Source organism: Kouleothrix sp. 19917, assembly GCF_057073505.1.
This window is the reverse complement of record NZ_CP097099.1, coordinates 372,835-395,959: the sequence shown is the minus strand read 5'-3', so window position 1 is coordinate 395,959 and position 23,125 is coordinate 372,835. Positions and strand designations below refer to the sequence as shown.

Here is a 23,125-nt window from a genome sequence, read left to right as displayed (position 1 = left end):
ATCATATCGCTGAGTACGTGCGAACGGAAGCGATATCACGAATCGGCATAGACGTGGCGCATCAGCGTGCCGGCCTCGGGCAAGGGTGCCTGCTCGGCAAAAGTCGTCGCATCATCGACGTCGTGCTTGATGCGGGCGCGCAGCTCGTGGTCGGCCGGGTCGTCGAGCACGCCCTGCTCGCGCAAATACTCGCGGAAGTTGGCGACCGGGTCGTGCGTGCGCAGGCTTTTCAGCTCGGCGGCGGGGCGGTAGGTGCGGTCGTTGTCGTCGCTGGAGTGCGGGGTCAGGCGCACGCAATGCGCTTCGACCAGGGTGGGGCCTTCGCCGGCGCGGGCGCGCTCGACGGCGGTGCGCGTGACGCAGTAGGTTGCCAGCACGTCGGTGCCGTCGACCCTGATGCCGGGGATGCCATAGGCCGGCCCACGGTCGGCCACGCTCTTGACCGCCATCTGCTGGCTCATTGGCACCGAAATCGCGTAGTCGTTATTTTCACACTGGAAGATCACCGGCAGCTTGTGCACCGCCGCGAGGTTGATACCTTCGTGGAAATCGCCCTGGCTGGTAGTGCCTTCGCCAAACGACACCCAGGCAACCGCGTCGCCGCCGCGAATCTTTTCGGCAAGGCCAATGCCGGCGGCGTGCGCGATCTGCGTGCCAACGGGGCTGGATTGCGTGACAATTCTGCGGGCGCGGTGGCCGTAGTGCGCGGGCATCTGCCGCCCGCCGCTGGAAGGGTCGGCGGCGCGGGCGAAGATCGCCAGCATCACCTCGCGCGGCGTCATGCCCATAACCAGCACGGTGGCGAGGCCACGGTAGTAGGGCAGGGTGAAATCTTTGTCGCGGATGAGCGCAAACGCCGCGCCAACCTGCGCCGCCTCGTGGCCCTGGCAGGAAATCACAAAGGGCGCTTTGCCGGAACGGTTCAGCAGCCACATGCGCTCGTCGAGCGCGCGGGCCAGCACCATATAGCGATACATCTCCAGCAGGGTCGCTTCATCGACGCCGTCGGGCGGGCTGGAAACGGCAAGCGCAGATCGATGGGGGGCTATCGTCATGTGAGTACTCCTTCGGACTCAGACAATAAAAAACGCCTCGATGATGGCAGCATCGTGGGCGTGAACGGCGGCGCGGCAACACCGGCCTGGGAAGGCGGCGCGCCGGGCTGCCATCAGCACTGATGGCGCATCTTCAGATGGGGGTAGTGTACCATAGGGCCGGGGGGCGCGCAATCTAGCGCGCCTGCCGCCGTTTACTCGATTGGGATGCGCAGCGCGTTTGGCCCATCGTCGGGCGCGCCGGGTGGGGGCACCGTGTCGAGCGGCAGGCGAGCGCCATCGGCGGGGTTGTACAGGCCCAGCGCGACCCAGCGCGGCGCGGCCCCGCCCGGCGCGAGCGGCAGCGTGAAGCTGCTGGTGAGGTAGCGCCCGGTCTGCCAGGACTCGATTGCCGGGCCAGCGCCACCGGGCGGCACATCGGCGCGGGCGAGTGGCTGGCCGGCCGCGTCGAGCACATGAATGAACATGGTGGTGCCGGCTGGCTGCGGCTGCTCAGCGCGCCAGGTAAGAGTCAATGTCAAAGAATCGCCGGTTGGCGCGCGCGCGAGATCATAGCCCCACACGTGCAGGCTGCTGCCGAACGAAGCAGCAAGGGTGTGGGCAACTGCGGGCGCGGCCTGAAAGATGTAGGCGTAGTCGATGCCGTGAATACGCACGACATGCAGCGGCGTTTGTTTCCCAACATACTGGGCCGTGATCTCGGGCATATCGTTGCGCTGCATCTGATCGACGTAGAGCACGACATAGCCCACGCGCCCGGGCGTGGCGGCGGCGGGCAGGGCGGCCACGGCGGTGCGCACAAACGGGCGCAGCACCGGCTCGAACCAGGCCGCCACCGGCTTGGCCGCGCCGTCGGGCTGCGCCGAGATGAACGCGCCGGCCTGCTCGTAGCCCTCGCCCCAGCCGACCGGGATGGTGCGCACGGCCGCCGCGCCGCCGCCAAGCAGCGGGTTGTAGTAGGCGATTTCGTAGGGGTGGAACCAGGCCAGGTTGGCTGCCAGCCCAATCGCGACCAGCGCGCCACCACCCGCCACAAGCCAGGCGGGGCGCTGCGGCACGACGAGTCGCGCAAGACCAGCCAGCCCAGCCGCCGCCAGGATGTCGAGCACGGGAAAGGCCGGCAGCACATAGCGGTCGAACTTCTTGGGCGGGATGCTCATCATGATGACGAACAAGAGCGCGAAGACCGCCAGCAGCGCGAGGGCCAGCCGGCCACGTGTGCGCCGCCGCAGCAGCAGCGCCAGCCCAATCGGCGCGCCCAGCAGCGTCCACGGCGCGAGCCGAAACGCGATTGCGACGGGGTAGAACAGCGCGCCGGGGTCGGCCACGGCCTGCCCAAAGAAGAAATTGCCCCACGCGTGCGGCGTGCCGCCATCGGACTCGGCCTGATTGATCACTGTCCAGACCGAGCCAAGCGGATCGACCCAGGCGGCCGGCCAGAGCGCGAACCACAGCGCCGCCGCCAGCGCGCCCCAGGCCAGCAGCGGCAGCGCATAGGCGCGCCACCAGAGCCGCCAATCGCGCAGCGCGACCCAGGCTGGCGCGGCGCGTAGCAGCCCCACCAGCGCGATCAGCCCGACCATGGGTGGCAGCAGCACCGCTGGCGATTTGGTGAGCAGCGCCAGCGCGCCGCACGCGCCCGAGGCCACAAGCCAGCGCCAGCGCGGCGCAAACGGCCACATGGGCGCGTTCTCGTCGAAGCGAAACGCCACCAGCGCGCACAGTACGCCCAGGAGCAGGAAGGAGGTCAGCAGCGCATCGACATGGAGCAGCTGGCCGTGCGCCACCAGAAACGGCTCGCCGGCCCAGAAGAGCGCGGCCAGCAGAGCCACGCGTGAACCAAGCAGGCGGCGCAGCGGCGCGTAGGCCAGCGCGATGCAGAACGAATTCGTCAGCGCCACCGGCAGGCGCGCCAGCGCGCGATAGATGAACAGGCTGTCGCCGTCGACGGCGCCCGCGCCAATCAGCCAGCTGCGCAGCTGCAAGCCCCATGCGCCCAGCCACATGGTCGTGACGCCAGGGTGGCCGACGAGGTTCGTGGCCGCGTAGTCGCCGGCCAGCAGCGCCTGCCGGAAGCGCAGGGCGCGCTCCAGCCAGTGGTAGGCTTCGTCCACCGTCACAAACACGGCCGGTGCCCAGACGCGCGGCAGGAGCGCCAGCACGAAGATCGCCGCGCCAAGCAGCCAGGCGCTGCGGTCGGCGCGCAGGGTGAGGGAAGAACGGGCGCGGCTGCGCGGGGCAGCCTGAGTGGCAGGCGTATCGTGCGAGGCCACGGTGGCTAGGTTCCTTGCTGCGGATCGGGCGTGGCGCGCATTGGCACACCGCCCAGCGCGGTCACCAGCCCGCCCAGCAGGCTGACCGCCAGCTTCACCGTAAAGACCAGAAAGGCCAGCGCAAGGGCCTGGGCGGGCGCCACGCCAATCTGCCCGAGGTAGAGCGTGAAAATCAGCTCGCGCGCGCCGAGGTTGTTCACGAAAATCGGCACCAGACCGATCATGTCGGTGAGCGGCACCATGAGCGCATAGAGCAGCAGCGGCGCGTGGATGCCGAGCGCCAGACCACAGACGGCGTGCATCCCGACCCAGATCGTTTGAAAAGCGAGCGACATGATCAGCACCAGCAGCAGGCGCTGGCCGCGTGGCGTGTAGGCCGCCAGCACCTCGGCCACGCGGCGCAGCGGTGGCTCGATGCGGCGCGGCAAGCGCGGGCCAAACACGCGCAGCAGCCAGGGCGCGCTGGCCGCGCCCAGCAGGGCAGCCATTGCGGCCAGGCCCAGGCCAACGGCCAGCCAGCGCAGCGCAGGCGTGGTGGTGTAGGCCGCACCCGGCAGCAGCAGGCTCGCCACGAGCGCCGCGTTCGCGATCACACTCAGCGCCAGAAAGCCGGTCAGCCGCTCGACAAAAATCGACGCGCCGGCATGGCCATAGCTGCCGATTCGACGGCCAAGCTGTACCGCGCGCAAGGCATCGCCGCCAATGGTGGTGGGCAGCACATTGCCAACAAACTGGCTGACAAGGTAGGCGCCGAACAGCCAGCGAAACGGTAGGCGCTGGCCCTGCGCCTGCAAAATAACGCCCCACTTCACGGCGCTCAGCGCAATGCCACCAAGCTGCATCAGCAGCGCCAGCCCGAGCAACGGCAGGTCAATCGTTCGCCAGACCTGCCAGATCTGCGCCGGCTGGGCCTGCCGCACCAGGTAGACCAACAAGCCGCCACTGACCAGCACGCGCAGCAGCAGCGAAGCCCAGCGCCGGGCCGGTTTTGGGTCGCTCACGAGCCGGCCTCGCCGTTCAGCTCTTCGCGCACCACATAGATCGGCTTGGATTGCGTCTCATAGTAGGTTCGCACCACCAGCTCACCGATCAGGCCCATGCTGATGAGCTGCATGCCAACCACAATCAGCAGCACCGCCAGCAGCAGCAATGGGCGATTGCCGATCGACTCGCCATAGAAGAGCTTGGTGTAGGTCAGAAACACGCCAACCAGCGTGCCAAGCCCGCCGATGATCAGGCCCAGCAGGCCGAAAATCTGCATCGGGCGGGTGCCATAGCTCAGCAGAAAGCGAATCGTGATCAGGTCGAGGATGACGCGGAAGGTGCGCCCGATGCCATATTTCGACTTACCGAACTGGCGCGGCGCGTGGTGCACCGGCAGCTCGGTCACGGCCACGCCCTGCCAGCTTGCGATGGCCGGGATGAAGCGATGCAGCTCGCCATACAGGCGAATGCCGCCAAGCACATCGGCGCGGTAGGCCTTGAGCGAGCAGCCGAAATCGTGCAGGCGCACGCCCGTCACGCGCGAGATGATCCAGTTGGCAATGATCGATGGCAGCCGCCGGTTGATGAACGGGTCCTGGCGATTCGCACGCCAGCCGCTCACCACGTCGTAGCCCTCGTCGATCTTGGCCAGCAGCGCGCCAATATCGGCCGGGTCGTTCTGCAAATCGGCGTCGAGCGTCACCACCACGTCGCCGCGCGCCCGGTCGAACCCAGCCGAGAAGGCGGCCGTCTGGCCGAAATTGCGGCGCAGCCGCACCACGCGCAGGTGCGGGTTATCGCGCGCCAGATCACGCAAAATCGCAAAGCTCGCGTCGCGGCTGCCATCGTCGATCACAATAATTTCGTAGCTGCGCCCAAGCTCGTCGAGCGCGCGAGTCAGGCGCTCGGCCAGGATGGGCAAGTTTTCGGCCTCGTTCAAAACCGGAATAACCACAGAGAGCGCGGGTGTTGTTGCAACCGGCATTGGCTCAATGATGGCGGCGTGGCCATAATTCCCCGGGTGTTCAGCAAATGCCTGCATATGATTTCCTATTCGCCGCGGCCGGCGTGCCGAACGGTTCGCGCGAACACACCTGCCGCTCACCACCAACAATCGTCTGCGCATTATAGCCCAGGTTGCCGCTTTCCATGTTGGTGGCAGAACCGCCGGGCAGGGATGGATGACGCAAACTCGCCCATAATTTGTCAAGGTTCTGAGTACCACAATACCTCGCAGATATGCGACAGTAGCGGCGCGATTGGGCCGCCCTGTGCCAGATACTGTTTACGGCTGCCCCGCCCCTTGACCTCGCCGTTGTAGCACACTTTTTTCGGTATAGGAGTTTCTCGATGAACCACTCTTTTGGCGCACGCCGGCCGTTACGCGTGCCTGCGATTGTTGCGGGGCTGGCAGTATTCCTTCAGCTGCTCCTGGTTCCGGCCGCATTCGCGACCGTCACCGACGCATTCGGCAGCGCGTATGACCTGACGGCAGCGCTTTCCAGCAATCCTTTCACGTTCTCCGACAGCGCAAGCAGCGTCACGGCCTTCACCCGCGACGCCGTTGAAATCGACGGCTTAAGCGCGTGCGGCAGCTACCCGGCAAGCCCAACAAATACCTACAGCGTCTGGTACAGCTTTACCGCCCCCAGCGCGGGCTGGCTGACGCTCCAGACGATGAACGCCAGCACGAATTATGACACCGTCATTGAGGTGTGGGAAACGTCGCCCGCGCCTGCCAATAGCGTTGGCTGCAACGACGACGCGATTGCCGGCAACCGCCGCTCGGAGCTGACGCTTCAGGTTGCAGCGAGCACCACCTACCTGATTAGCGTGCGCCGCCACGGCACCGCAACCATGACAAGCCCCACCCTGGCGTTCGACGCCAGCTTCAGCACGTCGCGCGAATTTTTTGTCGACCAGACAAATGGCAGCGACGCCAACACTGGCTCGTGGGCGCTTCCGTTCCGCACCGTCGGCCACGCCGAAGCCATGCTGCCAGCGGCTGGCGGCATCATCTCAATTCTCGACCCGGGCATGTATAACGAAGCGGTTACGATCGATGTTCCGACCGACCTGCGCAGCTCGTCAAGCTCGACCATTGCCAGCGTCACGCTCAAAACCACGCCAGTGGTTGCCACGTCAGTTAACGCCAGCACCGTCACGGTTCAGCCCGGCGCAAAAGTACAGGAAGGCGCAAACCTGGCCGAAACGGGCGGCTGGCTGTGGCTCGCCAATGGCACCTACACCGAAACCGTGACGATTGCGCGCGACCTGACGGTGCAGGCACAAAATGAAGGCGTGCCAACGCTGGCAGCCCCAGGCGGCACCCCGCTCACTATGAGCGGCGGCACAGTAACGGTGAAAGGGTTGAATATTCACGGCGCGACGGGCGTTGTGGTGACGGGCGGGGCCGGCCACACAGTCACGCGCAACAACATCACCGGCAATAGCTCGGGCGTTGGGCTCGATAACCAAACAGGCACGCAGGTGAGCGCCACCACGAACTGGTGGGGCAGCACAGCCGGCCCTCCCGGCGCGGGCGACGACGCCACTGGCAGCGTCGCCTTTCGCCCGTGGTGCGATACGCCGCTGCCAACCTGCTCGAACACCCTGGGCGCGGCGACGCGCTTGCAGTTCACCAGCTCGCCGGGAAGCACCCGCGCCAACAGCGCATTCGCTACGCAGCCAGTCGTGAAAGCTACTGACGACGCCGGCACGCTCGATCCCACCTTCACGGGTGCGGTGACGCTTGCGATTAAGAGCGGCACCGGCACAGCTGGCGCAACACTGGGCGGCACCGTAACGATGAACGCGGTTGCTGGCATTGCCGATTTCTCGGGCGCAAACCTGGCGATTGATTATGCGGGCCAGGGCTACCAGCTCACAGCGACAAGCGGCGGGCTGAACAGCACCGCCACAAACAATAGCGCCGCATTTACGATCACCGCCGACCGTCTGGTTGTCACGGCCTCGCCCGCAAACCCCACCACGGCCGGCACACCACTCGCGATCACCGTCGCCGCGCAAGACGGCGCGGGGCATACCGATACAACCTTCACAGGCGTTATCGCGCTGGCAATCCAAACTAACCCCACCAGCGCAACCCTCGCCGGCACCACCAGCAAGGCCGCTGCCAGCGGCACCGCCAGCTTTGGCGGCGCGGGCGAGGCATCAATCGCGAAACCTGGCACCGGCTACACCCTGCGCGCCAGCAGCGGAACGCTTGCCACCGGCGACAGCCAGCCCTTCGATATTTCAAGCGGTGCCGCGGCGAAACTTGTGTTCAGCACATCGCCGAGCGATGCGACTGCAGGCGTAGCCTTCCCCACGCAGCCCACTGTCGAAGTGCAGGACGCGGCTGGCAACCTTGTGACGACCTATAACGGCACCGTCACCGTAGCCATCGGTACGAACCCGGGCGGCGGCACACTGTCGGGAACGACGACGGTGGCAGTGAGCAGTGGCCAAGCGACGTTCGCGGGGTTGAGCATCAATAAATCCGGCACAGGCTACACGCTTGTTGCCAGCAGCACTGGGCTCACCAGTGGCACCAGCGCCGGTTTCACCATCAGCCCGGCGGCCGCGACTGCGCTGGCCTTTGTCGCCACACCCGGCAACACACGCGCTGGAGTATCATTCACAAACCAGCCGGCCGTCGAGGCGCAGGACGCATTTGGCAATCGCGCCACCAGCTTCAGCGGCGCAGTCACGCTGGCAATCAAGCCCGGCACCGGCACGGTGGGTGCGGCCCTGGGCGGCACGCTCACGGTGAATACGACCAATGGCCTTGCCAGCTTCAGCGGGCTTTCAATCGATCGTATCGGCAGCGCCTACCAACTGAGCGCCAGCGCAGCGGGCCTCATCGGCGTCGACAGCGCGGCTTTCAATATAACCGCTAACGGCCTAACGTTCACTTTACAGCCCGTCAACACTATTGCCGGCCAGTCGATACTGGTCAAAGTAGCAGCGCAGGATGGGCAGGGCAATACCGACACTTCATTCACCGGCAATGTCACGCTGGTGCTCAAAAGCACCGGGCGCAATGGCCCAACCTTGTTCGGAACGACAACCGTTGCTGCGGTGGCTGGCGTGGCCGATTTTACCGCCGCCGGCCTGAACATCCGAACGGTTGGCACAGGCTATATTCTGACGGCGACAACCAGCAGCTTCGCCAACGCCGATAGCAATGCCTTTGCCATCCTGCCGGCAGCAGCGAGCAAGCTGGTATTCATTACTCAGCCCACCAACCCGCGTGCCGAGGCCGTATTCACCGCAACCGTTCAGGCGCAGGATCAGTTCGGCAACATCGATACAACCTTCACAGGCGCGGTAAGCCTGGCAATCCAGGCCAACCCCGGCGGTGGCATGCTTGGCGGAACGACCAGCGCGCCAGCGACAAGCGGCGTGGCAAGCTTTGCGTTTGCGGCTGGCTTGAATATCGACCGCGTCGGCGTGGGCTATGTGCTGCGCGCCAGCAGTTCCTCACTCACGGGCGACTCAGCGCCCTTTAATGTCACCGCGAATCGCTTATTCTTCGCAACCGAGCCGGGCGATACGCCGGTTGGCAATGCCTTCCACCCCGCGCTGGTGGTGCGCGCCGTCGACAGCTTCGGCACCGTCGACCCAACCTTTGCGGGTGCTATCACACTGGCGCTCATGCCCGGCACTGGCACTGCGGGCGCGAGCCTGCGCGGAACGAGCGCGCTCGCAGCACAGGCCGGCAGCGCCAGCTTCGGCAGCGTGTCGATTGATCGCCTGGGCGCAGGCTACCAACTGACTGCATCAGCCGCAGGCTTTTCCACAATTACCAGCGCCGCGTTTAATATCACCCATGCGCTGGCTTATGCACCGCTGGCAATTGAACCGCCGCACCCCGATCTGATCGGCAGCTTTGTGCTGAGCAAAGCGCACCCGAGTGCGTTTGAGCCAGTGCTCATCACCGCCACGATTACGAATACGGGCGAAGCGCCAAGCACGGAGTTCTGGGTCGATTTCTATATCAACCCACAAAATCCGCCCACCGATACCAACCAGCCCTGGGACAAGCGCTGTTCGAGCCGCTGCCGCTACGGCATCGCCTGGTTCATCGCACAGCCGCTGGCACCGGGCCAGAGCATCACGCTCACGTCAACGCGCGCGAGCTTCTATGCGAAGAACACGGACTGGCCGGGTTCGTTCAACACAAGCAGGCTCAACCTGTATATGTACGTCGATAGCTGGAACCCAACGATCAGCTATGGTGCGGTGTACGAAAGCCACGAAAGCAACAATCGCTCGGAAATGCACCTGGATGGCGCAAGTGGCGCGCCCGACACCACGCCACTGCGCGCATTACCGCCACGATAGTAGGATTGGAATCCCTCAAGGCCAGTTATGAATAAAGGAGGACATATGCAAATTCGGAAGAAACTTGGCACAGCAATGGCCGCCAGTGGCATGCTTATGATGATGCTTGGCGTGGGCGCGCTACCTGCCCAGGGCGCCGAGCGCCCGATGCCGGCGCTTCAGCCCTCGCCCCGGCCTGCGATCAACCCGGTGCGCAGCGGCACTGGCACGGGCGTACAGATGGGCCACGTCACCGGCACGGTGATCGACCAGCGCACCGGCGCACCAACTGCGGGCGTGACCGTCAGTGTGGGCGGGGTGACGGTGACGACCGACGCGAACGGCAATTACGATTACTGGGTGCCGGTGGGCAGCTACCCGGTCGCGCTAAGCATTAGCAGCGAGCAAGGCACTCCTTCTCAGGGCAGCGTGATGGTGGATGTGCAGCCGAACACGGCAACCGTGCAACACTTGGGCTTTGTGAGTCCGGCGCCGGCAGCGCCCGCCGCCCCGGCTGCCCAGCCAGCCGCACCCGCAGCTCCTGCGGCCACGCCAGTTCCTGCCCCCAGGCCGGTTGCGGCGGCGCGCCCGCCCCAGCGCCTGCCGCGTACCGCCGAGAGCGGGAGCACGCCGTGGCTCTGGATTGTGTTTGGCATGGTGCTGCTGATGGCCGGCGGCGTGGTTGGCTTCGCGCCAATTACGGGCGGGCGCTCGGTCAGGGTAGTGTTGCGCAGCCAGGCAGCGAACAGTGCATTGCTACGCACCCTGTTGGCGCAACAGCCGGTCGATGAGTTGCTGGCGGCGCTGTTTGCGGCCCACGAGCGTAGGAGCAAATAGCGCGAGGGAAACTGGCAGAAAACGCGCCGGGCGCGATCCTGAGGGATCGCGCCCGGCGCGTTTTGCGTTGGGGTGAGCTTGTTTACGCCAGCACCGGCTCGGCAACGGTTGCCTTGCTGAACGTGAACTTGCCGCTCTCATCCACGCCGACTTCGATCGTGTCACCTTCGCGGAATTCGCCTTGCAGCAGCCGCAGCGCCAGCTCGTTCTGCAAGCGCTGCTGGATCACCCGCTTCAGCGGGCGCGCGCCGTAGATCGGGTCGTATCCCTCGTCGCCCAGGCGCGCCCGCGCGGCATCGGTCAGCGACAGCGTGATTTTGCGCTCGGCCAGCAGCTTGCGCAGCCGCCCCAGCTGAATTTCGACGATCTCGCCGATCTGGTTGCGCCCAAGCGGGTGGAAGACAATGATTTCGTCGATTCGGTTCAAGAATTCCGGCCGGAATTCGTCGCGGATCTCTTCCATCACGCGCTCGCGAATGGTTTCCTGATCGACATTATCGCGGGTCATTTCCTGGATGAGCGGGCTGGCAGTGTTGCTGGTCATAATAATCACGGCGTTCTTGAAGTTCACCACTCGCCCTTGCCCATCGGTCAGCCGCCCGTCGTCGAGGATTTGCAGCAAGACGTTGAACACGTCGGCGTGCGCCTTCTCGATTTCGTCGAACAGCACCACGCTGTAGGGCTTGCGCCGCACCGCCTCAGTGAGCTGGCCGCCCTCCTCGTAGCCGACGTAGCCGGGAGGTGCGCCGATCAACCGCGCCACCGTGTGCTTCTCCATGTATTCCGACATGTCGAGCCGGATCATGGCGCTTTCGTCGTCGAACAAGAACTCGGCCAGCGCGCGGGCCAGCTCGGTTTTGCCTACGCCCGTCGGCCCAAGGAATAGGAACGAGCCCAGCGGCCGGTTCGGATCTTGCAAGCCCGCGCGCGAGCGGCGCACCGCGTTCGAAACGGCGCGTACCGCTTCTTCCTGCCCGATCACCCGCATATGCAGGCGCTCTTCCATCTTCACCAGCTTGTCAACCTCGCCTTCCAGCAGCTTGCTCACCGGCACACCCGTCCAGCGCGAAACAATCGCCGCGACATCCTGCGAGTCGACTTCCTGCTTGAGCAGGGTGCTTTCGTGTGCCTTGAGTTGCGCTTCGGCCTCGCCTAGCTCGCGCTCCAGCCGCGTCAGCGTGCCATACTGCAGTTCGGCGGCTTTGTTGTAGTCGTACTCGCGTTGCGCGGCCTCAACCGCCACGTGGGTCTGGTCGATCTGTTCTTTGATCTTCTGAACGCGCGCCAGCACTTCGCGCTCGCGCTGCAGTTGTGCCTCGACGGCGTTGCGTCGCTCGCGCAGGTTCGCCAGTTCTTGCTCCAGCCGCGCCAGCCGATCTTTGCTGGCGGTATCTTTTTCCTTCTTCAGCGCCTCGCGCTCGATCTCAAGCTGCATCATGCGCCGCTTCAAATCGTCCAGCTCCTGCGGGTCGCTGGTGATTTCCATGCGCAGACGCGCAGCGGCTTCGTCCACCAGATCGATCGCTTTGTCGGGCAGGAAGCGGTCGGAGATATAGCGATCCGACAGCACCGCCGCCGCGACGATTGCGCCATCGGTGATGCGCACGCCGTGGTGGGTTTCGTAACGTTCTTTCAGGCCGCGCAGAATGCTGATCGTGTCTTCGACGTTGGGCTGCTCAACCACGATTGGCTGGAAGCGGCGCTCCAGCGCGGCATCTTTCTCGATGTGCTTGCGATATTCGTCAAGCGTAGTTGCGCCAACCAGCCGCAGCTCACCGCGCGCCAGCATGGGCTTGAGCATGTTGCCCGCGTCCATCGCGCCTTCCGCCGCGCCCGCGCCCACAACGGTGTGCAACTCGTCGATAAACAGGATCACGTCCTCGCGCTCCTGAATCTCTTTCAGCACTGCTTTCAGGCGCTCTTCGAACTCGCCACGGTATTTCGCGCCCGCGATCAGCGCGCCCATGTCAAGCGCGACGACCTTGCGATCTTTCAGCGCCTCGGGCACGTCGCCGCGCACAATGCGCTGGGCCAGGCCCTCAACAATCGCGGTTTTGCCCACGCCCGGCTCGCCAATCAGCACCGGGTTGTTTTTGGTGCGGCGCGACAGGATCTGGATCACGCGGCGAATTTCTTCGTCGCGGCCAATCACCGGGTCGAGCTTGCCCTGCTGCGCGAGCTTGGTCAGGTCGCGGCCATACTGCTCCAGCGCGGCATAGGTGCCTTCCGGGTTTGGGCTGGTGACACGCTGGCTGCCACGCACTTCGCGCAGCGCGGCCATAAGCTTGGTGCGATCGAGGCCGCTCTGCTTCAGGGTGCGCTCAGCGCCGCCGCCACCATGCGCCAGAATCGCCAGCAGCAGGTGTTCGGTCGAAACATATTCGTCGCCAAACTGCCCAAGCTCATCGTGCGCCTTCACCAGCACCGTGCGCAGCCGGCTCGACACGCTGACCTGCATGTTGCTGCCGCTCTGGCGCGGGAACTTGTTGATCTCGCCGCGCACCTGCTGCGCCAGCGCGCCAACCGGCACGTTCATTTTACCCAGCACCTGCGGCACCACGCCGTCGCCCTGCTCAAGCAGCGCGAGCAGCAGGTGCTCGGGTTCGATCTGGCTGTTGCCGTTACGCTCGGCTATGGTTTGCGATGCGTTAATCGCTTCGATGGATTTTTCGGTGAGACGATTGGTATTAAATGACATATTCGTACACTCCTCCGCTCAGAAATCTGGCTTTATAATAGCACGCACGCATCTGAGAAACGTATAAGAAGTGTTGGCGTTGTGTTAATCTTGGGCCACGAGCACAGACGACCAACCACCGACAACCGGCATTCAGACGCTGCGAATTTGGAGAAAGGAACGCCGATGTATCTCTGCCGCTTTACCGATGATGGGGGCCGTGCCACGTTGGGCCTGGTACGCGACGGCACGGTTTGGAGCCTTGGAACGCGCTGGCACTCGCTCGCGGAATTGCTGGCCTGGACCAGCGGGCGCGCCGATGTGGCCGGCGAGCTGGCGGTGATTGCCGACGACAACGCGCCCGTCGGGCAGCTTGCCGACCTGCAGGCGCGCGGCGCGCTGCTCAAGCCCACCGACAGCCAGGAGGTCTGGGCGGCGGGCGTGACCTATGAGCGCAGCAAAGTCGCCCGCGAAGAAGAGTCGGCTGGCAGCGGCATCTACGACCGCGTCTACGACGCGCCGCGCCCCGAAATTTTCTTCAAGGCCACGCCCAGCCGCACGGTCGGCCCGAACGAACCAGTCGCCGTGCGCCGCGACTCGCGCTGGAACGTGCCTGAGCCCGAGCTGGCGCTGGTGATCAACCAGGCAATGGAGCTGGTGGGTTTCACCGTCGGCAACGATATGAGTTCGCGCGACATCGAGGGCGAAAACCCGCTTTATTTGCCGCAAGCCAAGGTCTATGCGCGGTGCTGCGCGCTCGGACCGCTGATTGCGCTCAGCGCCGCCGTGCCCACGCCCAACGATCTCGCGGTGGACCTGCAGATCGAGCGCGACGGCGCGACGGCCTTCGCCGGCAGCACCAGCACGCGCAAAATCGTGCGCCCCTTTGCCGAGCTGATCGCCTTCCTCGGGCGCGACAACCTGTTTCCCGAAGGCGTGGTGCTGCTCACCGGCACTGGCATCATCCCGCCCGACGAATTCTCGCTCCAGGCCGGCGACGAGGTGTCAATCTCCATCGCGGGCATTGGCGAGCTGCGCAACCCGGTGGTGCTCGGCGGCGCGTAGCGAAACGATCGAGCCACAGAGAACGCAGAGCGCACGGAGTAATAAAGAAGGCGCAGGAGCGAATTTGCTCCTGCGCCTTCTTTATATTATCTTCTGGCCTTCGTGTCTTCGTGGTAAATGTTCGGCAGCCCGCCCACTCTCTATCTCCCATCCCCCATCCCCACGCTGAAAGCGCTAGTTCCGGTGCACCTTTTCCCAGAGGGGTCGCTCGTCCTTCACGCCAACCTTGAACGCGGCGTGAACCGTCAGCGTGTACACAATCGCGCACAGGTGGTACAGCAGCACACCCATCAGCAGCGCCATCGCGGCCAGATTGCGGTTTGCCGAGAGCGCCGGCACAATCCGCCCGATTAGGTCGCCAAGTTCGGGCACCATGCGCAGACCCCACAGGCTCAGGCCCGCGCCCGCCAGCATCAGCCCCAGGTTCGCCCACCACGACGACTTCACCAGTTCCCAGAAGCCCCAGTTGATCCACATCGCAATCAGCGCGACCACTGCTGCAATGCTATACAGGCCAAACTGGCGGCTCGGCGCCAGGCTCACGCGCATCACCATCCACAGCCCGGCCAGCGCCACTAGCAGGGCCACTAGGCTGCCCAGCACGCCCACGATTGCCAGCAATGCCACGCCCGCCGGGCGGTGCTGGCGCTGCGGGCGAACTTGCACGCCCAGGCCACGATATGATGCCATGTGGAAACTCCTTCTGCGAATGCGCGGCGCACCCGGCCAGCATAACAACCGGCTCGTACGCACGCAAGCATTTGTTTAAACCGACCTTCTGGCGGCCATTATAGCAAAGCGCATTCCACCGCTGCAAGTGACATTTGTGTCATCAGGAAGCGCAACGCTATGGTATAATCGCGCCCATGAATTACATCCCAACCCGCCGCATATTCCTGGCCAGCCTGGCCTTCGCCGCACTCATACTTGTGCTGCTCGCCGGCTGCGCGCTCGACCCCGTCGAACCAACGCCCGCCCCACCGCCACCGCCCACGCCAACCCCGCTGCCACGCGGCGGCAACCTGACTATTCGCATGGCCGAAGATGTCCCCGAGTTGCGGCCCTGGCAGCCACGCTCGCGCGCCGAAGAACAGATCAGCGTCTTGCTCTACAGCGGCCTGACGCGTCTTGACGCCAAGCTCCAGCCTCAGCCCGATCTGGCAACCAGCTGGGATGCTGCGCCCGACGGTCGGCTAATCACTTTCACGCTGCGCACCGACGTCACCTGGCACGATGGCAAGCCATTCAGCTCCGACGACGTGGCCTACACGCTCAGCGCGCTGCGCGAGCTTTCGCCCACCACTGCCCTGCTGACCGATCTGCGCCGGATCGCCCAGGTTGAAACGCCCACTACCAGCACGGTCATCATCTCGCTGACCGAGCGCTACGCTCCACTGTTCGCCGAGCTCGCTGTGCCGATGCTGCCCAAACATCTGCTGCTGGGCAAAAATCTCGCAACGCTCAACCTGTGGGATGCTGCCACCGGCACCGGTCCATTCCAGCTTGGCGAGCGCAAGCCCGGCGCGTCGATCACACTGAACGCCAACCCGCGCTTCTATCGCGGCGCGCCACTGCTCGACCGAGTGGCATTTCTGGCCGCCGACGCCGACGTGGCGGTGAATGCATTGCGCGACGGGCGGCTGGGCCTGGCCGAACTGCCCTGGTCGCAGGGCCGCACACTCAGTCAGACGCTGCCAGGTATGCAAAGCGGCAGCTACCCCGAAAACGGTTACTACTTTCTGGCATTCAACGTGCGCCAGGGCCGCCTGTTCAGCGACCCACGGCTGCGCGAGGCGCTGGCCGACGCGATCGACATGCCGGCGCTGGTACGCGACGCAACCGACGGCCAGGGCATGCCCATCGCCACCAGCATTGTGCCAGGCAGTTGGGCCGCACCAGCGCCGCCCACCAGCACACTCGATCTGGCGCGGGCGCGCACGCTGCTTGACGAAGCCGGCTGGAAGCTGCCCGACGGCGAGCGCATCCGCGCGCAGAACGGCATGACGCTCACGGCGCAGCTATTCGTGCGCGGCGACGATGCGCGGCGCGTGCGGGCGGCCGAGCTGATCGCGAAGGCGGCGCAGCAGGTGGGGATACATCTGGTCGTGCAGCGTGCCGATTTTGCGACTGTTATTAAATCGAAGTATGCGCCGCCCTATGATTTCGACCTGCTGCTGGGGAGTTGGAGCAATGGCGCGGGCGACCCCACCTACGCCGACTACGCCTTTTATGACCCCGACGATTTCGCGCTGTTTCACAACAGCCAGATCAATCAGGGCGTCGCCGACACGCGCGCGGTGCTGAACATCGGCGGCTTCGACGACCCGGCCTATAACAATCAGGCCGCCGCCGCCCGCCAGCTGTACGCGCCCGCCGAACGGCTCAAGGCGATTGAGCAAACCCAGGAGCGCCTCGAAACAGCGCGCCCCTACCTGTTCCTGTGGGATGATCGCATCCCGTTGGCGCTCAATTCCCACTTCACAACGCTGGACGGACCAATCGCACTCGACACGCCAATGTATCTGGCGAACATCGAGCGCTGGTATATCAAGAAATAAACCTATCGCCCAACACAAAGGCCGGAGTAGCACTGCTACTCCGGCCTTTATTCTTTACAATTACGGACTATCTGGCTACTTGGTGGCTGGTAGCGGTCTCGTATCCCATTTTTATCCAGCCCTTTTTTATCGCATAAATCACGGCCATTGTTCGGTCGTTCACCTGCAATTTCGAAAGAATGGATGTAATGTGATTTTTGACGGTCTGCCCGCTGATGCTCAGCTCGTTGGCAATTTCTTTGTTGGAAAGACCGCGCGCAATGCAGTCAAGAATTTCGATTTCGCGCGAAGTGAGCGGCGCAAACAGTGCCGAGGTCTGCTCGTCTTCGGTCGAAGCCAACTCGCGGAACTGATGGAGCACGCGCGTGGCAACATGCGGCTTGGCGAGCACGCTTTCGTTGATCAGGTAGCGCCCACGCGAAACGTCACGAATCATCGACAGCAGTGCGGTGGGGTGTACATCTTTCGAGGAGTAGGCCGCCGCGCCGACTTTGATCGCCTGAAAAAGCTGCTCGTCGTCTTCATACACGCTCAGCACAATCATGGCAACGCGTGGCTCGCGGCGCTTGATCACCCGCGCGACTTCCAGGCCGTTCAGGCCGGGCAGGTTGATATCAACCAGCACCACATCAGGCATCAGCCGCTCGGCCAGCTTGATCGCTTCCTGGCCATTCTCTGCCTCGCCCACCACTTCCATGTCGCCAACTTCTTCAAGGCTCCAGCGAATGCCTTGGCGAAACAGTGGATGGTCGTCAATAATTAGCACTCGTATTTTTGTTCCCATCCCAGTCCCTCACCTACATACTATATGCACAGCCTGCAGCGCAGTCGCGCCCGGCTCGGCAATGACGTTTTTATGCAATTGGCACACTCACGCTTACTTCGGTGCCCTGCTTGATCCCCGAGGCGACGCTAAAGCGTGCGCCAATCAGTTCGGCTCGCTCGCGCATGCTCGTAAGCCCCCAGTTGCTGCGGCCAGCGCGCCGCGCAACTTCGCGCGGATCAAATCCCGGCCCTTCGTCGCGCACCGTCAGCAGCAGACGGTCGCCTTGCCGCGTCAGCCGAACCAGCGTTGGTGCGCCGCGCGCGTATTTGTGGGCGTTCTGCAGTGCTTCCTGCACGATCCGGTACAGCACGATTTCGGTTTCGCGCGGCAGGCGGGGCAGCGGCTCGGCGTCGAGCGTGACGTGGGCGGTGTAGGCGTTGTTGTAGGCGCGAATGTATTCGCCCAGCGCTGCAACAAGACCATGCTCATCAAGCGCGCCCGGCCGCAGGTCGGCAATAAAGCGCCGCACTTCCTGCAAGCCTTCACGGGCTGCATCGCGCATCCGCAACAGCACCGCGCTAAGCTTTTCCGAGCCCGACTGCTGAGCGAGCGTGATGCTGTGCTCAAGCAACATCAGCGAGTTGGCCAGCACCTGCGCCGGGCCATCGTGTACTTCGCGCGCCAGGCGCGTGCGCTCATCTTCGCGGCCCTGAATGACTTGTGCCCGCAGCGCCAGCAGCCACGGATCGTCGGCACCGGCTTCGGCAGCAGTTGTGAGCGCGCCGCTGCTCATTTCGATCTGCCGAATGAGTTGTTCGAGCTGTTTGAGCGCGTGCTGATTGCTGCGAACTTCCTGCTCGGCAACCTCGAAGCGCGCGCGTGCCTCGGCAATACGCTGATTCGCGCCACGACCGCCAATCGACTGCAACTGCGATGTAGCGCGCTGCTGCATCATTGCTTCGTCAAGCTGGCGTTCGGCCTGGCGCAGCGCAATGCCAAGCGTAGCGCCACGCTGCCGCGTGGTGTCGGCGAGGTCGCGCAACCGAGCCAATTGCTCAGCTACAATTCTGTGCGCCTCGCGCAGCACCATCGGTTGTTCGGCGCTCAATCTACTGCCTCGTCGGGTTGCTGTGCGGATCGGAATGTGTAAAGTATAGCACAGCGATCTAGCGGCTACAAGGTTTGGTATGGGCATGCTATAAGCAAGAACGTGACAGTTTCGCAATTTTCGCCTACGCCACCGCGTAGTAGGTCAGTTTTTTATGGCTCTAGAATCTTCTTTTTCCGCAAAACGATACATATCTGGCCGGCTCAGCGCGCCCTACTGGCGGGCGATTGCAATTTTGTGAGCTGGCGCGAATCACACTATTGTTATCTTCGCACTTGTTGGGAGAACTGGCATGGCGGCAGTGCAAACAGTCGGGAAGCTGCCCGGCGCGACATCGCCAAAAATCAGGCTGCTAGCCATTAATGGCTTTGGGAATGTCGAGGGCGACGTGTATACGCTGCTGCTGGCGCTGCGCTACCTGCCCGCCGAGCTTTTCGAGATTACAGTCGTGACAAAGCCGCGCGGCGAGGTATACCGCCAGCTGCAAAGCATGCCCCACCTGCGGCTCATCCCGCTGGAGCTGGGTGGCAGCGAGGCACGCGCCGACGAGCGCGGCGGGCGGCTGAACGACCTGCTGGAGTTTGGCAGCGCCAGCGCCCGCATTGCGCAGATTGTGTGGCGCGAGCGCATTGATCTGATTTACAGCATCGACCGTGGGGTTGCGCCACAGCTGGCGGCGCTGGTGTCGCGCCTGAGCGGCACGCCGTTTGTGCTGAATGCCGCCTACCCGCTGTATCCGCAGAATGGCCGCGCTGCGCGCTTTGTGCTGCGGCAGGCAAGCACGGTGCAGGTACACAGCCAGTATCTCTACAATCGCCTGCTGCCGTATGTGCGTGGCGCGGCGCGCATGCGAATCGTGCCGAATGGCATCGACATGAGCAGGTTCGACCCTGCGCTGCCGGTGGCGGCGGCGCGCGCGGCGCTGGGCGTGCCAACCGCCAGCCCGGTGGTGGTGATGACGGGGCGGCTCAACCAGTACAAGGGCCAGGATGACCTGATCCGCGCCGCCGCGCTGGTGCGCAGCGCATGGCCCGAGGCCTATTTCCTGATCGCTGGGCGCGGCCCCGAGCCCATCAGGCAGGCGCTGGAGCGGCTGATTGCCGGGCAGGGCGCGGGCGACCGCGTGCGACTGATCGGCTATGTGCCGAGCCTGCCGGGGCTGCTTGCGGCCGCGTCGGTGGTGGCGATGCCAAGCTGGGAAGAACCGTTTGGCCTGGTGGCGCTGGAAGGGATGGCGATGGGGAAGCCGGTGGTGGCCACCCACGCGGGCGGCGTGCCCGAGTTTCTGCGCGACGGCGAGAGCGGCCTGTTGGCCGAGCCGCGCAGCCCCGCCAGCCTGGCGCGCGCGATTTCGGCGCTGTTTGCCGACCCCGAACGCGCCGAGGAGATGGGCCGCGCTGGCCGCCAGCAGGTCGAGCAGCACTACACCGAGCGCCACTACATCGACAGCGTGACCCAGACGCTTCTGGCAGCGATGCCCGCCCTGGCCGTGCAGGGCATGCAGCCGGGCGGCTAGGGCTGGCTGCACCGCTCTTTTTCCCAACATCGCACGCGCTCGCCTGCACGGCGGGCGCTGTGCTTTTTCAGGGCGAAATATGCCCGCGCTAGGGCCACCGTGCGAGCCGGGTAGGCGCGGCGCGTGTATACTGTGCGCGTATTCGATTGCTGCGAGATTGCGCCAATGCAAGAAAACACACCGCACTACGACACGATTATTGTTGGCGGCCGGCCAGCCGGCGCGACGCTGGCGGCGCGGCTGGGGCAGGCGGGGCTGCGCGTGCTGCTGCTTGAGCGCGCCACTGTGCCAAGCCTGCCCGCCGCGTCGTCGCCGGTGATCTACCCGGCCACCATGCGTCTGCTGGACGAGATCGGCGCGGACGAGCGCGAGTATGCCGCCGGCACGCCGCCGATTCGCCGGCTGGTGTCGGAAGTGCGCGAAGATTTCCGCATCACTCTGCGATTGCCCGCGCTGTTCGGGCGCGACTACCTGTACGCAATCGACCGGGCGCGTTTCGACGCGGCGCTGTGGCGCACCGCCGCCCGCCAGCCGGGCGTTTCCGCACGCGCGGGCTTTAGCGTCACCGAGCTGCTGCGCGACGGCGAGCGCGTGACCGGGATCGTTGGCCGGGCGGGCGGCGTGGCCGAGCGCTTCACGGCGGATTGTGTGGTGGGGGCGGATGGGCGCTTCAGCACGGTTGCGCGCCAGGCTGGCGCCGCCACCCGCGACGAGCACACCGACATGCCCACGACAATTTACTACGCCTACTGGCGCAATGTCGCGCCCTACGACGATGGCGGGCCGGCCGTGCATTCCTATGGCATGGGGCGCGGCTATGGCTTTGGCATCTTCAACAGCGCCGACGGCACGACATGCGTGGTGATCGAGGGCCGCGCCGACCGGCTGGAGCTGGGCGAGGAAAAGGCGAGCGAGCTGTACCTGCGCATGCTGCGGGCGCACCCGCGCGTGTGGCGGCGGCTGGCCGGCGCAGACATGGCGACCGAGGTGCGCGGCATGCGCAAGATCGGCAATTGCTACCGCGAGGCGGGCGGCGCGGACTGGGCGCTGGTAGGCGACGCGCTGCATCAGAAAGACCCGCTCGACGGCCAGGGCATCTACGACGCGGTGGCGACGGCCAAACTGCTGGCGACGGCGCTGATTGATTGGAAGCAAGGGCGGCTGGGCTGGGAGGCGGCGCTGTCGCAGTACGACGCGGCGGTGCGCGCCGAAACCATGCCGATGTACCAAGAAACCATGCAGCGCGTCAAGCGCGAGCTGTACACCGAGCAGCCCGACTGGGCCTACCGGAGCTGGCTGCGCTGGCTGGCGACCGACCCGGAGTATGGCCGCCGCCTGATTATGCTGCTGTCGCGCGGTATCCCGGCCACGGGCTGGCTGCCGGCCAGCGTGTTCTTCAAGGCGCTCCTGCGCGGGGCCGTGCACGACCTGGCGCGGCGGCTGGCGCACATGCCCGAGCCGCACGCACTGCCGCCGCTCGCTTCCTGATGCGGAACCGAGAACCACAGAACCGCAAAACCGCAGAACCAAATGATTAGGCCACAGAGCGAACAGAGAGCACTGAGCAGTAAACCAAACTCAGTGCTCTCTGTGCGCTCTGTGGCTCAACTGCCCCGCTTCCCCGCCTACTCGTAGCGCAGCGCCTGGATGGGATTGAGCCGGGCCGCACGCTGGGCCGGGTAGATGCCAAAGAACAGGCCCACCGCCAGCGAGAAGCCCACCGACAGCAGCACCGAGCCAATTGTGACCGTCGCGGTAATCAGGCCAGTGAGCGTGACGACCATGGCGATGGCACTGCCCAGCAGCAGGCCGATCACGCCGCCCGCCAGACTGATCGCCAGCGCCTCGACCACGAACTGCAGCAGGATGTCGCGCGGGCGGGCGCCCACCGCTTTGCGCAGGCCAATTTCGCGCGTGCGCTCGGTGACGCTCACCAGCATGATATTCATGATGCCAATGCCGCCGACCAGCAGCGAAATGCCCGCCACCGCCGCCAGAAAGTAGGTCAGCACCGAGGTGACGGTCGAAAGCGAGCTGAGGATCGAAGCCTGGTTCATCACCTGAAAATCGTCGTCGCTGCCGTCGGTTTTGAGGTTGTGCTGCTCGCGCAGCAGCGCCGAGACACGATCCTGCACCATAGTGATATTCGCACTGTCGGTGACCGAGATTTGAATCGACGAGACGCGCCAGCCGTTGCCGTCGGCGGTGCGCGCGCCAAACAGGCGCTGCTGCGCAACCGTGATCGGGATGAGCGCCTGGTCGTCGACCGAGCCGAAACCGCCGCTGCCCTTGGCGGCCAGCACGCCAATCACATTAAATACCTGCCCCTGGATGCGCACGTTCTGGCCGAGCGCCTGCCCGTTGCCGAAGAGCGTTTTCGCCAGCGTATTGCCCAGCACCACCACGCCATTCGCGCCCTTCACCTGCACATCGCTGATAAAAATGCCCTCGGTCATGGTCAGGTTGTTGATCGCCTGGTACGAAGCGGTTATGCCCGTGATGGTGGCGTTGGTGTCGGCGGCGGGCGCGACGATCTGGGCACTGCCGCCAAACTGCGGCGACGGGCCGGTGATCGGGAGTTTCAGGCCCGCAATCGCTTCGGAGTCGGCCAGGGTGAGATTTTGCGCGCTATTGACCTCGCCCGGCCCACGATTGTTGGGCGAGCCGGCGCGGATGGTCAGCAGGTTGGTACCAATCGACTGGATCTGGCTGGTGATGGCGCTGCTTGCGCCATTGCCAAGCGCCAGCAAGGCCACAACCGAGGCCACGCCGATGATCACGCCCAGCATAGTCAGCAGGGCGCGGCCTTTGTTCGCCAGCAAACTTTCGATTGCGAGGCGCGCGACTTCCGCCAGGCTCACCGTGGCGGTGGCGCGGTCGTCAAGCGGCGCAAGCACCTCCAGCTCGGGGGCGGGCGCGAGCGCTGCGTCGTTAAGTGAAACAGCCATCGTTCTTCTC

General features: G+C 64.7%; 15 protein-coding genes. 6 read left to right on the top strand and 9 right to left on the bottom strand.

From position 1 onward, the window contains the following. Nucleotides 1–35: 35 nt before the first annotated feature. The 4 genes from M1P90_RS01590 to M1P90_RS01575 all read right to left on the bottom strand — a co-directional run bounded on the left by M1P90_RS01590 (nucleotide 36) and on the right by M1P90_RS01575 (nucleotide 5,354). Nucleotides 36–1,055: a thiamine pyrophosphate-dependent dehydrogenase E1 component subunit alpha gene (locus M1P90_RS01590; protein WP_483700902.1), complete on the bottom strand. Its 1,020-nt coding sequence runs from the start codon at nucleotides 1,053–1,055 to the stop codon at nucleotides 36–38. Nucleotides 1,056–1,249: 194 nt separating this feature from the next. Then, nucleotides 1,250–3,328, bottom strand: coding sequence for an ArnT family glycosyltransferase (locus tag M1P90_RS01585; RefSeq protein ID WP_483700901.1), 2,079 nt, complete (start codon nucleotides 3,326–3,328; stop codon nucleotides 1,250–1,252). A gap of 5 nt (nucleotides 3,329–3,333) precedes the next feature. Then, nucleotides 3,334–4,329: a lysylphosphatidylglycerol synthase transmembrane domain-containing protein gene (locus M1P90_RS01580; RefSeq protein ID WP_483700899.1), complete on the bottom strand. Its 996-nt coding sequence runs from the start codon at nucleotides 4,327–4,329 to the stop codon at nucleotides 3,334–3,336. Next, nucleotides 4,326–5,354: a glycosyltransferase family 2 protein gene (locus M1P90_RS01575; protein ID WP_483700898.1), complete on the bottom strand. Its 1,029-nt coding sequence runs from the start codon at nucleotides 5,352–5,354 to the stop codon at nucleotides 4,326–4,328. The genes M1P90_RS01580 and M1P90_RS01575 overlap by 4 nt, the downstream gene beginning before the upstream one ends. 308 nt (nucleotides 5,355–5,662) lie before the next feature. On the opposite strand from M1P90_RS01575, the gene M1P90_RS01570 reads away from it, so the two are divergent. Together M1P90_RS01570 and M1P90_RS01565 are read left to right on the top strand one after the other, a co-directional pair. Beyond that, on the top strand, nucleotides 5,663–9,661 hold the full coding sequence (locus tag M1P90_RS01570; RefSeq protein ID WP_483700897.1) for a beta strand repeat-containing protein: 3,999 nt from the start codon (nucleotides 5,663–5,665) through the stop codon (nucleotides 9,659–9,661). 45 nt (nucleotides 9,662–9,706) lie between these two features. Continuing rightward, nucleotides 9,707–10,477, top strand: coding sequence for a hypothetical protein (locus M1P90_RS01565; RefSeq protein WP_483700895.1), 771 nt, complete (start codon nucleotides 9,707–9,709; stop codon nucleotides 10,475–10,477). Nucleotides 10,478–10,559: 82 nt separating this feature from the next. Here M1P90_RS01565 and clpB read toward each other — a convergent pair whose 3' ends face one another. Next, nucleotides 10,560–13,175, bottom strand: coding sequence for an ATP-dependent chaperone ClpB (clpB, locus tag M1P90_RS01560; RefSeq protein ID WP_483700894.1), 2,616 nt, complete (start codon nucleotides 13,173–13,175; stop codon nucleotides 10,560–10,562). Between the two features lie 165 nt (nucleotides 13,176–13,340). On the opposite strand from clpB, the gene M1P90_RS01555 reads away from it, so the two are divergent. Beyond that, nucleotides 13,341–14,219 carry a fumarylacetoacetate hydrolase family protein gene (locus tag M1P90_RS01555; RefSeq protein ID WP_483700893.1) on the top strand — a complete coding sequence of 293 codons (879 nt, stop codon included), beginning with the start codon at nucleotides 13,341–13,343 and terminating at the stop codon, nucleotides 14,217–14,219. A gap of 174 nt (nucleotides 14,220–14,393) precedes the next feature. Here M1P90_RS01555 and M1P90_RS01550 read toward each other — a convergent pair whose 3' ends face one another. Continuing rightward, a complete protein-coding gene (locus M1P90_RS01550; protein WP_483700892.1) occupies nucleotides 14,394–14,909 on the bottom strand; it encodes a hypothetical protein in 516 nt (171 codons plus the stop codon). A gap of 176 nt (nucleotides 14,910–15,085) precedes the next feature. Here M1P90_RS01550 and M1P90_RS01545 point away from each other — a divergent pair, with 176 nt between their 5' ends. Next, nucleotides 15,086–16,777: a peptide ABC transporter substrate-binding protein gene (locus M1P90_RS01545; protein WP_483700891.1), complete on the top strand. Its 1,692-nt coding sequence runs from the start codon at nucleotides 15,086–15,088 to the stop codon at nucleotides 16,775–16,777. A gap of 67 nt (nucleotides 16,778–16,844) precedes the next feature. Here M1P90_RS01545 and M1P90_RS01540 read toward each other — a convergent pair whose 3' ends face one another. Then, entirely contained in the window at nucleotides 16,845–17,561 is a 717-nt protein-coding gene (locus M1P90_RS01540) for a response regulator (RefSeq protein ID WP_483700890.1), read from the bottom strand. Nucleotides 17,562–17,631: 70 nt separating this feature from the next. Next, entirely contained in the window at nucleotides 17,632–18,651 is a 1,020-nt protein-coding gene (locus M1P90_RS01535; protein WP_483700889.1) for a sensor histidine kinase, read from the bottom strand. A 292-nt stretch (nucleotides 18,652–18,943) separates the two neighbouring features. Between M1P90_RS01535 and M1P90_RS01530 the strand changes: the two genes are divergently transcribed. Together M1P90_RS01530 and M1P90_RS01525 are read left to right on the top strand one after the other, a co-directional pair. Continuing rightward, a complete protein-coding gene (locus tag M1P90_RS01530) occupies nucleotides 18,944–20,167 on the top strand; it encodes a glycosyltransferase family 4 protein (protein WP_483700888.1) in 1,224 nt (407 codons plus the stop codon). A 165-nt stretch (nucleotides 20,168–20,332) separates the two neighbouring features. Continuing rightward, a complete protein-coding gene (locus tag M1P90_RS01525) occupies nucleotides 20,333–21,655 on the top strand; it encodes an NAD(P)/FAD-dependent oxidoreductase (RefSeq protein WP_483700887.1) in 1,323 nt (440 codons plus the stop codon). A 137-nt stretch (nucleotides 21,656–21,792) separates the two neighbouring features. Here M1P90_RS01525 and M1P90_RS01520 read toward each other — a convergent pair whose 3' ends face one another. Continuing rightward, a complete protein-coding gene (locus M1P90_RS01520; RefSeq protein ID WP_483700886.1) occupies nucleotides 21,793–23,115 on the bottom strand; it encodes an ABC transporter permease in 1,323 nt (440 codons plus the stop codon). Between the last annotated feature and the right edge of the window lie 10 nt (nucleotides 23,116–23,125).